This window comes from Halomicronema hongdechloris C2206 (assembly GCF_002075285.3).
GTDB lineage: Bacteria > Cyanobacteriota > Cyanobacteriia > Phormidesmidales > Phormidesmidaceae > Halomicronema_B > Halomicronema_B hongdechloris.
In genome coordinates this window covers 2,948,221-2,960,883 of the sequence record NZ_CP021983.2, presented here as the reverse complement: position 1 = coordinate 2,960,883, position 12,663 = coordinate 2,948,221, and the positions used below count along the sequence as shown (strand labels likewise).

Here is a 12,663-nt window from a genome sequence, read left to right as displayed (position 1 = left end):
TCGGGCTTAGTGGGTCCAGCGAGCTCGATAGCCGCGGGCATCTAGATGGGCCAGATAGGGAAAGCGGCGGTAGCGGCCCAAGCCGCCAGGCCACCAGGGATCGAGGGCCCAGTATAGTTGGTTGCCGCTGAGGCCGTCGCAGTAGAAGTCGATGGCATCGCCGATGATATGGCGACTCTGGGAAGCGCCACCGACCCGAGCGTTGATCTCGGGGGGGCGATACCAACTGGTGACCTTAAAGGGACGACCGATGCGATCGCGAGCCTGTTGAGCCAATGCAGCAATGCGGACCATGGCGTCGATGGTGGCTTGGTTGGGGGGTAGGCGGGTACCACCATGGGTGGCCTCGGCCCAGGTGAAATTCCCATTGGGAACAATCGAAGCGGCCAGTTGTACATTCTCCGGGGTCCACCGGGGGGGGCGAGGGGGCTGGGGAGCAGCCTCTGGAGCAGGCATGGCCTCCACCGCATGGCGCTGGGCCCGTTCCATACGGCGCAGATCGTCGCATAGAGCTTGCAGAGTGGGAATGCGACCCTCTAGGCGACGCCAAATTTGCACCAGGCGGATCAGGGCTTCGCGCTGGGTCTCGGTTTCCTGGTAGGTCTGTGGCACTGACTTGATAAAGGCCAGTAACCCCTGATCAATCTGAGCCGCTGTCTCCGTCAGGGCGGTTTTGTCGTCGGCCTGCTGGACAACGGTGCGGGGATCGACTCCCAGGCTTTCCAGGGCCATTGCTCGAGAGGCCAGCTGCTGCCAGAGACGATAGGCTTCGGTCAGGGCAAAGCGCTGATCGCCCTGGCCTTTATATTGACCGGGTAGGTGCTGCACGAAGGCAATCAAGGCCGGATCGATGATGTGCAGATTGGCTTCGTGGGCGTGGGGATCGTGGCTAGCCAGCCACTGAATCGTCTCCTCCCGCGAGTCCATCTGGCGCCAGAGCTGGACTAGGCGTAATAGGGCTTCCCGTTGATAGGGATAGCCGGAGTAATAGCGCACCGCCCCCTGCACGAAATTAACCAGGGCTTGGTCCAGGGCGGTTTCGTCCGCCTGACTCACGGGTTCAGAGATCTCTAGGGCCTCGAGCACAGCCTCATGGCTATCGAGTTTGCGCCAGAGGCGAACCGCTTCCAGCAGGGCCTGGCGTTGAAACCCTAAGCGGCCGTAATGGGGGGGAACCCGCTCAGCAAAGGCCAATAGGGCTTTATCCAGATGGGCTGGATTATGGGGCAGTTGGTCTGCCTCGTAGTCGTAGACGATGTCAGCTAGATAGGCGTCTTTGAGGGTATTGAAATCGCTGGCCTCTAACAGGGCAGCACTGGTGTCGCTGGCAGGGGGACGATAGCCTGCGGCCAGGGTACGCAACAGCCGATCGCTATAGCGGCTTTCGCTAGCATTCCAGAGGTCGCGGCCTTGCCACCCCTCAGCGGTGAGGCTATCGGTGAGGCTACGCACGGTATTGGCAGCGTATTGCACTTGCTCTGGAAAGGTGTTGACCTGATCGGGGCCGACTCGGTTAACTGGATAGATGCCTAAGCCCAGTTCGCCGTCGGGCAGTTGAGGTTGGCCGTGGACAGCATACAGGGCCGCCAAAATTGGCTTATGAATCCCTACTCGAGCTGCTTCGCTCAGATAGTAGTCGTTGCGTTGATCGGGTAAAAGGGTCGCCATACCCAGGAGATACCTTGTCACAGTATCCACTCAGTGTAGAGGATGGGAGAAACCTAATTCCTCACTTTCCATGGCCCGATTGCAGTCTTTAACCACTTCTGAATTTATCCAAACCCGCCGCCATATTCGTCTGATCGCCACCGACATGGATGGGACGTTGACCCAGGCCGGGCAGTTGACACCGGGGCTATTACAGGCGTTGATAGAGTTGCAGGCGGCAGGACTAGCGGTTTTAATCGTCACGGGGCGTTCGGTGGGCTGGGTGCAGGGATTGGTGTCTTATCTACCGGTGGCAGGTGCGATCGCAGAAAATGGGGGGCTGTATATGGCTAAACCAGATCTGCAGCTTCAGCCCTTGGTAGACCTAAGGGATATCACTGCTCATCGGCAACAGCTGGCCCAACTCTTTGCCCAGCTGCAGGGGCAATACCCCCAGCTACGAGAGTCTAGCGACAACCGGTTTCGCCTCAGTGATTGGACCTTCGATGTGGCCGGCCTTAGCCCTGACACCTTGACATCCCTGCAAGCGACCTGTGCACACCAGGGTTGGGGCTTTACCTACAGCACCGTCCAGTGCCACCTGAAGCTGCCCCATCAGGACAAGGCCCCTGGACTACAGACGGTACTGCGGCGATATTTCCCGGACCTGAGTCCAGAGCAGGTGCTGACCGTAGGCGATAGCCCCAATGACCAGAGTCTGTTTGATACCGCCTATTTTCCTTACTCTGTGGGCGTCGCCAATGTGGCCCACTATTGCGATGGTCGCAGACTGGCCCCTGGGGGCCATCCCATGACCCACCTACCCACCTATCTCACCACTGCAGCAGAGGCGGCAGGCTTTTGTGAACTGGTCCAACAGCTCCTGGCCCAGGCCCATCACCCCTAACCCCTTAATCTATTGAGGTAATTGTCGCCACCGGGGGAGCCGGCGCCAGAGGCGATAGCTAACCCGCACCACATCCAGCATCCAGTAGGGCACCCGCAGCCGTACCCGTGACAATACTGGAAGATACAGCCAATAATAGGCCCGCTTTAAATCGCGCCAGGCAGAACAGGCTTCTTCATGCAAGAAATCCGACACATCCACCACGAGTCCGCGCCCATTCTGCATCATCACATTGCGCCCGTGGACATCATGGGGACAGAGGCCACGACTGCGGGCATAGTCTAAAGCCCGATCGATATAAGGTCTGCCCTGTATGGCTTGCAGCCAGGCTATAGAGAGCTACTACGCTCATCTTGAACCGAGTCATGGCTGCCGTCAAATACTCAAATTTCCCTTAGCGCCCGACTTCTGAGTCCACTAGAGCCATGAATTGTCTCAAGAATTATGGGTGCCCTGACTCACTTCTTGGTCATGGACTTCACAATCGGCAAATCCTTGAGGGACTTAAGCAATCCCGCCGGTTCCGTTTTCAATGCGCCATTGGTTTGGGATGGGAGTGCCTCGTCTTGGGTATAGTACTGATAATAACTGTAGGATGAGGCCATCTGGTCCTCTTTCGCTCCATTGGCTACCAGCCCCAACACCGGAATCATCGACACTTTCAAGTCTTCTAGGGCCTGCTGGAAGACGGTGCGCTTCACCTTACCCAAGCCCACCACCATGAGAAAGCCATTGCTGTGAACCCCGGTTAAAAAGGCATCGGCAAAGCCCAGCAACGGTGGCGTATCGTAAATGACCAAATCAAACTGCTGGTTGACCATGCCGATGAATTCCTCCATGCGACGAGAGGACAACACCTTCGTGGGATCTGGTGGTAGAGAGCCAGCCGTGATGATAGAGAGATTGTCATCCAGGGGAACTGGCTGAGTCACCTCTTCAATGGAGAGTTCCGGAGAGGCAATATAATCAGTCAGGCCTTTGGCGTTTTTCATGCCAATTTTCTTGTGCAAACTGGGACGGCGTAAATCTGTATCCACGAGTAATACTCGCCGCCCCATGGCTGCTGCCGCCTGTCCCAAGTGGAGACATACCGTTGTCTTACCGGCACCGGGAGTAGCCGAGCTCACTGTCAAAGAGGTCAAAGAGCGATCGGGATTGAGTAACCGCAGACTGGCATAGAGGGAGCGGAACGATTCAATAAATGGGGTAGAGGCCTGGCTTTGCTCCTGTTCGTCTGCTTTGTTGGTGATGTTGAGAATGTACCCAGCCTGACGCAGACGGGTAGCTACACTGGCTGCAGGGCCGTAGCGCTCTAGATATTCGTTGAAGGGAATGACCCCCAGCAACGGTAACTTGCTCAGGGATTTCAGCTCTTTCGGGGTGTAGATCACACTGCTGAGGCGATCTATCAGCAAGGCTGCCCCAATGCCTAGAAGCACGCCCAAGACGCTGCCCAACAGTAAGTTGCGCTTCACGCTGGCGGCAGAGGCCCGCGGATTACCGGGTTGACTCAGCAATTCCCAGGGCGTTTGCCGCTGGGCCGCATCGATGCGGAGGGCTTCTCGCTTAGACAGGAACTGGTTGAGGTTTTCGGTGGCAATTTGCAATTCCCGCTGAATATCGCTGTAGCGTCGGGCTACCGATGACAACACTTTCATGCGCTGGTTGAGCTGATCAATGGCCTGCCCCAGAGCTTGATCGCGGGTTTCCAGTTCCCGAATCATTGACACTAACTGCCGTTCTGTCCGTTGCCCTTCCTGGGCTAACAGGGGTAAGAGCTGTTGCCGCTGCTCCCGTAAATACTGGATTTCAGGACTCTCTCCCATGAAAAGCACCGAATCTTCGGCGAGTTGGGTATCGATTTCTAGGAGCTTATCCAGTAGGCTCTGGTACCGGGGATTTTCATTCAGCAATGAAGCGGCCGCGAGCTCTCCCTGCTGGTCCAGTTGTTGATCTAAATTGTCGTACAGCAGCTTGGCTTCGTTGAGCTGTACCCGAATGTCGAGGCGCTCTTGGGAAAAACTGCTGATTTGTTGGGTTAGTTGCTGCCCCTGAGCTTCTGGATCAATCAGATTGTACTGCCGCCGTAGTGCTTCGAGTTGAGACTGTAAGGCATCGACACGCGATCGCAACTGGGGTAGTTGCTCATCGACGAAATCAATCCCGCGTAGAATGTCCCGTTGGCGCTCCTCTAGGCTGAACTGCAGGAAAGCATCTTCAACCACATCCAGCACAGCTGTCACCACCGCTGGATCCGGATGCTGATAGGTGACAGTCAGAATGTCTTGGGACGTGGGCTGAACTGTCAACCCGCGGGCGACATCTCCATAGTCTATGGCCGGGAACGTCTCCTGCAATTCTTCGACGACTGGATCAATGACCTTAGGACTCTTGAGGATTTTGAGTTTGGCTTCATCTACGGATACGGCCACCACATCCTGTTGGTTACTTAATGTTTGCGGGTTGGCCGCAGAAATGATGCGGGTTTCCAGGGTGACTGGATTGGTCAGAATCTCAAAGCTCGCCTCATAGATGGGGGTGTCCGTTAAGGCTTTCAGCACCGCTGCCGAAGCTACTACCGTAGTCACCCCTGCTACTAGTAGCAGCCGCCGTCGAATGGCGTCGATGATTTGCCCTAAATCTATTCCCCCCTCATCGTCAGAGCGATTGGGCAAAAAGGATTTTTCAGCAGTGACTGGTAGTGATGAATCAGCATTCATGGAAGTAGTTACCTGACTAGACCCTACTGGCTAACGGCGATAGTCGACACCCCCTATGGGTTAATAGTGGCATATAGACCCTTGGGCAACCACAGCATATCCCTGGGAGTACGTGACAAACCTGATCTAAGTTCAGACCTAGAGAGTGACTGGTAGAAATGCCCAGGTCTCTAGCTGGACTCGACAATTGACGGTCCCTGTAAGCGCCACAGGGTTCGAGGATTCTTGCTGGTATGGCGTCTAATGGCATGGAAGAAAGCATCGGCACAGAGAGCCCTATCACTAAAACGATTCAAATAAACGCAACAGGGTTAAGGGAATCGTAAACAGGGAGATGGCACTGCTGATGGGACGAGCAATGGTGTCTAAGGTGTCGCCGATGGTGGCGGGGGTAGAGCGCCCCACAATAATGACATCGTTGTTCCGTATCGGTGGATTAGTTTCGTCGTCAAGTCCCTGGGTAAAATCAACTGGAATCTCCCGCTGCTCAACGGTGCCATCTGGATTCAAGCGAACCAGATCAACCTCGCCCCGGCTGGCGCGATTGTTGAACCCACCGGCGGCCAGTAAGGCCTGATTCAAGGGGGTATTGGGCGCCACCTCGATGATGCCGGGTCGACCCACTTCTCCGACGACGTTAACTTTCACCGTGTCCGGCGAGAAGCTAGCAGCAGCAATTTGAGCCGCTTCCTCTTCGTCGATGGCGGTAGCAGTTGGCACAATCACCGTGTCGCCTTCCTGCAGGACAATATCTTGGGTTAAGTCCCCGGTCTGCAGCAGTTGCCACAGGTTGACGGCGATGGTTTGTTCACCGGCGGTGCGGGTTTGGCGACGAATTTGAATGTCGCGAATGTTGGCCATGGGACGAATCCCCCCCGCCACCTGAATGGCCCGGGTGACGGTAGGGGGAATCGCGGTGCCGCCACCACCGCCAGGCACGCCTGCGGCCCCAGTGCGAGCGGTGCCGGTGACAGTATAAGGACCGGGGCGAAAGACCTCGCCGACGACGGCGACATTCAGGGGGCGACTCTCATTGGAGGCAAAGCTGGCGGTAGACATTTGCAGGGCTTCGGCTAGATTGAGGGATGCGGCGGTGGGCACCCTTACCGTATCTCCATCCCGTAGGGTAACGTCGTAGCGCAAGTCCCCGGTTTGTAATAGCTGCCACAGGTTAACATTAATAATTTGATTGGGGCCAAACCGTTGGGATCGATAGATTTGCACTTGCCGCAAATCTGCCATTTGAGTCAGCCCGCCGGCAGCCTCTAGTAATGCGGTGATGGTAGGTGTCTCGCCGCTGTTGAGGGTGTAGGAACCAGGTTCGGTAACTTCACCGGCAATCCCGATGCGCAGCGGCCGTGGAGTGACCAGGGAAACCGTGATGCGGGGACGACGCAGAATGTTGCTGTAGGCAATGGCAATGGCCTCAGAGGCTTGGTCGAGGGTGAGGCCGGCTAGATCAACGCTGCCGGCGACGGGCAAATTGATGGACCCATCTACTAGCAGGTCGTGCTCACCGCTATACTGCGGCACCCGAAAGATATCGATGCGGATCCGGTCGCCTGCCCCCAGACGATAGGCTGACTCAAGGGTCGATGGTGGCGGCGGCGGTGGGGTAGCTCGCTGGCTAGGCAGGCTGGCCGTTGCCGGCAATGATACAGCAACAAAAGTCAACAGGGTTAGCCCTGCCAGGGGGGACATGAGCTGGGGGGGAAAGAGTCGGTAAGAAGTCATCCGGGCCATTTGCTAAGCCTTAATTAAGCCTTAATTGCGATGCTGATACAGCGTTCACCAGTCAGCCTAGGACACGGCTCATCGCTCAACTGCCGGGTCTAAGGGGAGAGACTGGTCTGCAACCGCACAGCCTTTGCAGCGGTTGCTATGGCTAATGCCAGGGGCAACAGGATTAAAAACACAGTTAATCTTCCTTCGATACTACTGATGCGATCGCATCGTCTCCGAGAAATTTGCCAAAGATTTGCGAAAACTTTTTGTGCCGGTGTTGAGAGTGTCTGCTTCAGGGCATCGGTTGTCGTCTTGCTGGCAGTCCGGCGTCTAAATTTAAAGGGTTTATGAATCGACGGCGCAAAAATCGAGGACAGGCTATTCTTTTAGTAATTTTTACGGAGTGATCTGTCTTATAGAGTCGTCAATGTTGATCTCGTTTGTCCTTGGGGAGCATCACCTAAATTCCTGCGACTAAACTATGACCGATTTCCCTGATTTCACCCCCTACGGGTATACCCTGACGGATGTGCTTGGCTGTAATCGAGCCGGTGGCCGGGTGACATACCTAGCCCAAGACTGCAACCACTGCACCGAGGTAGTGATTAAGCAGTTCCAATTTGCCCAAACCACAGCCTGGTCAGATCTAGAGGCCCATGAACGGGAAATTGAGGTGTTACGCTCCCTCAACCATCCTGGCATTCCTCGCTATCTAGATAGCTTCCAGACCGATAACGGCTTTTGCATGGTGCAGGAATATAAGCAGGCCCGCCCCCTGAGTGCCACCCGTAGTTTCGGCCCGGCGGAGGTGAGACAACTTGCGATCGCACTGCTGGAAATTCTGGTCTACCTGCAATCGCGATTTCCCCCTGTGATCCATCGCGATATCAAACCCGACAACATTCTGGTAGACGATCACTTGCGGGTATATCTAGTGGACTTTGGCTTTGCCCGCATCGGCGACGGAGAAGTGGGGGTTAGCAGCGTCGTCAAGGGTACCCTGGGGTTCATGCCACCCGAGCAGCTCTTCAACCGGGCCCTAACCGAAGCCTCTGATCTCTATGGCCTGGGCATGACCCTGGTCTGTCTGTTGACCAAGACTCAGCCCGACGCCATTGGTGATCTGGTCGACATCAGCTATCGAGTCAAGTTTAAGCATCTCTTACCCACCGTGAATCGGCCCTGGATCAATTGGCTAGAGCGGCTGGTAGAACCTCGGCTGAAGGATCGATATAGCAACGCTGTCACCGCTTTAGAGGCCGTCCCCAACTGTGCGATTTATTCTCCCAAAGTGCATCTCAGCACAGCCACCATCCAACTGGCAGCTACCCAGAGCCGTCAAACGTTAACCCATTCTCTACATATTCATAACCCCATTCCCGAGACCACGTTGCAGGGCACCTGGACCATAGAGCCCCACCCCAGCGATGGGCCGTCGGACCTCCAACGGCATCCCTGGATTAGCGTTCAGCCAGCCAGCTTTGCCGGCAACCGCATCGACTGTCAGATTACTGTAGACGTCGGTCGATTGATGCCAGATCGCCTCTATGAGCGCACCTTGCGCTTAACCAGCAATGCCCTGCCCGAGGCCTATACCCTACCCCTGCAAGTCCGCACCGCCTCAGTCCTGGCGCAAAAAAGCCAGACCTATTGGCAGTCCCTCAGCCTCCTGTTTCTATTTGCCTTGTTTTTGTATCGTGGCGTGTATTGGTTTGTGGGCAATCCTTTAGCGGTGGACGGCAACCTAGCCCTGGCTAGCTTTGGCACTGCCGCAGGCACTGCCGCAGGCTTTGAGATCGCCGGTTGGACCTTGGCCACTACGGGAGCAACCATCAGCGCCAATGCCAGTATCATCGCTGGCGGTGGGGTGGGGCTGATCACTTTCCTAGTGGCTTGGTCGATGGCTGGAGCCATCGGTGGCAGCCTGACGGAGATCTTGCTAGGCGGTGGCGTTGGCCTAGCCAGTGGCTGGATTGCAGGCATTGCCCTGGGGATGACTGTAGAGGCCCTGATCAACCGCTATCTGAGTCCAGGATTTGCCATCCGCTTGGCCCTCTTAACCATGGCCCTGGGCTGTAGCCTCAGTTTAGGGTTAACCATCGGTCTGATGCGGCCAGAAATCCTGGCCTTGCTGACCCTGCTCAGCCTTAGCCTGGGTACCCACCTGATACAAGAGCCGCTGCGTCGAGCCCGAATCATCGCTCATCAGCAACGCACCCACCGTCATCTGATCCGGCCCTAGGTTTAGAGAGGTATCTTAGAGAGGCATCTTCAGGTTGGCTGCTAAGAAAGCCCATTTGTCAGCTACTTCCTCAATCACCTTGGTGGTGGGTTTACCGGCCCCATGGCCAGCCTGAGTCTCAATGCGAATCAAGACAGGAGCCTCTCCTCCCTGAGCTGCCTGCAACGCTGCTGCAAACTTAAAACTGTGGGCCGGTACTACCCGGTCGTCGTGGTCGGCCGTTGTAATCAAGGTGGCGGGATAGGCCGTTCCCGGTTGTAGATTATGCAGCGGCGAATAGCTATAGAGGGCCTTAAATTCCTCTGAATCCTGGGGAGAGCCATAGTCAGATTCCCAGGCCCAGCCGATAGTGAACTGATTGAACCGGAGCATATCCATCACCCCCACTGCCGGTAGCACCGCTGCGAAAAGATCCGGACGCTGGGTCATGCAAGCCCCTACCAGCAATCCACCATTGCTACCGCCCATGATGGCCAGCGTTTGAGAACGGGTATAGCCAGCTGCAATCAACCATTCGGCAGCGGCAATGAAATCATCAAAAACGGTCTGTTTCTGAAGCTTAGTGCCGGCCCGATGCCACTCTTCTCCATACTCGCCGCCGCCACGCAAATTAGGCACGGCATAAATGCCGCCTAACTCTAACCACACTAGATTACTGACTGAAAAGGTAGGTGTTAGGGAAATGCTAAAGCCTCCATAGCCGTAGAGTAGGGTGGGGGTTTGGCCATGGGGCTCTGTCCCCCGCTTGCGGGTAATAAACATGGGAATGCGGGTGCCATCCTGGCTGGTGTAAAACACCTGCTCAGTGGTGTAATCTGCCGGATTAAAGGCTATCTGGGGCTGACGAAATAACTCGCTGGCTCCCGTGGTCAAATCGTAGCGGTAGATCGTCGTCGGTGCGGTGAAGCTAGTGAAGCCATAAAACGTTTCCGTATCTCGCCGTCGACCGTCAAAACCCCCGACCGAACCGATACCTGGCAGGGCCAGATCTCGAATAAACTGGCCGCTGAGATCGAAGCTGCGCACAGTGTTATAGGCATCCTGTAAATAAACGGCCACAAACTGGTGATTCAAGATACTGACGCTCTGCAGCGTCTGGGTCGTCTCTGGGATCAGCTCTTGCCACTGCTCTGGTTGGGGGTGATCGAGGTCGATGGCCACTATCCGGCCCCGGGGGGCTTGCCAATCAGTTTGCACCCACAGTAGAGCCCCATCGTTGTCGATGACACTAAACTCGGCCTCAAACTTGGAGATCACCTCTACGACCGGACTGTCGGGCTGACGCAGATCCTTATAGAAGAGCAAGTTGCGGGGATCGGTACCGCGCCAGACATAGATGATTAGATAGCGGCCATCATCGGTGACCTGGCCACTGAAGCCCCATTCCTTCTGGTCGGGACGATGGTATATCAGCTCATCTTGGCTTTGGGGAGTGCCAACCCGATGGTAATAGAGTTTTTGGTAATAGTTAACGGCCTCAAGCTTGGTGGTCTCGTCGGGTTCGTCGTAGCGGCTGTAGAAGAACCCTTGGTGATCATGGGTCCAAGAGGCCCCAGAAAACTTAACCCACTGCAGGTGATCCGCTAAATCTTCACCGGTCTCGATCTGCCGTACCTTCCAGTCCACCCAATCGGAGCCGGCCGTAGAGATGCCATAGGCCAGGTAGGTCCCATCTTCGCTGACAGCGATGCCGCTGAGGGCAACGGTGCCATCTTCCGAGAGGGCATTGGGATCCAACAGCACCCTAGGCTCTGACTCTAACCGAGGCAAGGTGTAGAGCACGCTCTGATTCTGCAAGCCGTCATTTTTGTAATAGAAGTAGCGCCCGCCGCGTTGGAAGGGAACGCTGTGAGCGCTCGTAATTCCACAGCCTCGGTAAGGCGCTGACGAATCTGCTCTCGCCCTGGTAACTGGGCCAGATAGTCGAAGGTGACCTGATTCTGGGCGTCAATCCACTGGCGGGTTTGCTCTGTGAGTTGGGGTCTTCTAACCAGCGATAGGGTCGGCGATCTCTACGCCGTGATAAGTATCGACATGGTCACTGCTAGGACTAGGGGGATAGGTTAGAGACATGGGGATTCGGTGGCGAAGTCTCTTGGTAGTTTACTGCCTGCAAAACTAGGTCGGCCAGTTTAATAGCTGCCCCAGGCTGTCCCCGCACGGACCGGAGTTCGTGCTGAATTGCAATCCAGGTGCTGCTGGGGTGCTCCAGCCAGGTCAGGGCCTGCTCGGCGATCTGGTTGGGGGTAAGGCGGCCGATCAGCTCTGGGACAATTTCTCGCCCAGCCCAGAGATTGGGCCAGGCAAATAGGCGCCCTTCTCTAAGGATTTGCCGCAGTGCTAGGGCATTAATGGCTTTGGCCATGGGGCTGCCCAGGAGGGGTAAGTTGGCCAATAGGCCAGGAATGCCATCCCAGGCTCGCATGGCATCTAGCTTTTGAGTCGGCAGCAATACGATCATGGGGATGCCTAAGGCCCCGAGCTCCGCTGTGTTGGCCCCGTTGTGTGAGGCAGGGGCGGCACTGCTGAGTAGATCATAGGCAGGAAAAGGAGTCCATAGATCGACCTCAAGACCCCGGGGTGCGGAGGCGCGGTCGTGGTGAGTCTGCCTCCTATCAGGGTGGGTGGCTGGGGGGTGCCGTTGACCAGGGTCGATATATGGATTCTGGCTTGGGTTGCCATAGCGAGCCAGCTGGGCCAGGGATAAATGAGGCGCCACGGGTATGACAAAGCGGGTCTGGGGACGGCGGCGCCAGATGGCTTCGGCGGTAGCTAGGGCTAGAGGGACGCCTAGGATGAGTTTATTGGCCTTAGATCCGGGCAGGAGGCCGATCAACTCGGTATTGGCGGGGAGGCTGAGAGCAGACTGTACCGTAGCGGTGGCTTGGGCAGATTGATGGATATCGGCCATTAGGTCTCCCACCACGGTGAATTTGGACCTCAGGGTTGGTGCTACCCGCTCTCGAATCCTGGCGGTCATGCAGGCGAAGTAATCTATCCAGCGGTGCCAGCGTGCTTCCCATTCGGCATAGACGACGGTGGCATAGCCCAGACGCCTGCCAATGATAACGGGATAGAGCTGATCTCCCCCGAGGAAGATGACTACGCCTCTGGAATGCCAATCCCAGTTATCGGCGGTTTTGCCCCAGAGCAAGAAGGGGTAGAAGTGGCTGGCGGCCTGGACCCGGTCGACTTCGTCATAACTGCGAACAATGGCAGCTTCCCGGCCGGAGGCATTGGTACAGGGAGAGAGCACTACGGAGATGCGAGCTTGGTGGTGATTGGGGAGTTTTTGCCGTAGGGCTTTGACCACCGGGCGTACCCAGGTGGACACTTCACCAGGACCATTGGAGAGGATCAGGATATCGAGGGGGGCCATTGAGGATATCTGGAGCGGGGGTAGATCATCTATGGTACGGCCA

At 56.3% G+C, this 12,663-nt stretch carries 6 protein-coding genes and 2 pseudogenes; 2 read left to right on the top strand and 6 right to left on the bottom strand.

The features are described from left to right. Window positions 1-6: 6 nt before the first annotated feature. Window positions 7-1,668 (bottom strand): D-Ala-D-Ala carboxypeptidase family metallohydrolase, encoded by a 1,662-nt coding sequence (locus XM38_RS13430; protein ID WP_088430136.1) that lies wholly within the window; start codon window positions 1,666-1,668, stop codon window positions 7-9. A gap of 70 nt (window positions 1,669-1,738) precedes the next feature. On the opposite strand from XM38_RS13430, the gene XM38_RS13425 reads away from it, so the two are divergent. Then, window positions 1,739-2,554 (top strand): HAD family hydrolase, encoded by an 816-nt coding sequence (locus XM38_RS13425; RefSeq protein WP_080807701.1) that lies wholly within the window; start codon window positions 1,739-1,741, stop codon window positions 2,552-2,554. 9 nt (window positions 2,555-2,563) lie between these two features. On the opposite strand, the pseudogene XM38_RS13420 reads toward XM38_RS13425, so the two are convergent. From XM38_RS13420 to XM38_RS13410, 3 genes and pseudogenes are all read right to left on the bottom strand, one after another. Then, window positions 2,564-2,851, bottom strand: a pseudogene (locus XM38_RS13420) (serine/threonine protein kinase); the annotation flags it as partial. A 161-nt stretch (window positions 2,852-3,012) separates the two neighbouring features. After that, window positions 3,013-5,274, bottom strand: a complete 2,262-nt coding sequence (locus XM38_RS13415) for a GumC family protein (RefSeq protein WP_088430134.1) — start codon at window positions 5,272-5,274, stop codon at window positions 3,013-3,015. Window positions 5,275-5,556: 282 nt separating this feature from the next. Continuing rightward, window positions 5,557-7,008 carry an SLBB domain-containing protein gene (locus XM38_RS13410; RefSeq protein WP_080807740.1) on the bottom strand — a complete coding sequence of 484 codons (1,452 nt, stop codon included), beginning with the start codon at window positions 7,006-7,008 and terminating at the stop codon, window positions 5,557-5,559. A 472-nt stretch (window positions 7,009-7,480) separates the two neighbouring features. Between XM38_RS13410 and XM38_RS13405 the strand changes: the two genes are divergently transcribed. Further along, window positions 7,481-9,241, top strand: coding sequence for a serine/threonine protein kinase (locus XM38_RS13405; protein WP_080807710.1), 1,761 nt, complete (start codon window positions 7,481-7,483; stop codon window positions 9,239-9,241). Window positions 9,242-9,256: 15 nt separating this feature from the next. Here the strand turns inward: XM38_RS13405 and XM38_RS13400 are convergent. Both XM38_RS13400 and XM38_RS13395 read right to left on the bottom strand, forming a co-directional pair. Continuing rightward, a pseudogene (locus XM38_RS13400) lies at window positions 9,257-11,314 on the bottom strand (prolyl oligopeptidase family serine peptidase). Next, window positions 11,292-12,620: a glycosyltransferase family protein gene (locus XM38_RS13395; protein WP_088430132.1), complete on the bottom strand. Its 1,329-nt coding sequence runs from the start codon at window positions 12,618-12,620 to the stop codon at window positions 11,292-11,294. Before XM38_RS13395 ends, XM38_RS13400 begins: the two are co-directional and overlap by 23 nt. Between the last annotated feature and the right edge of the window lie 43 nt (window positions 12,621-12,663).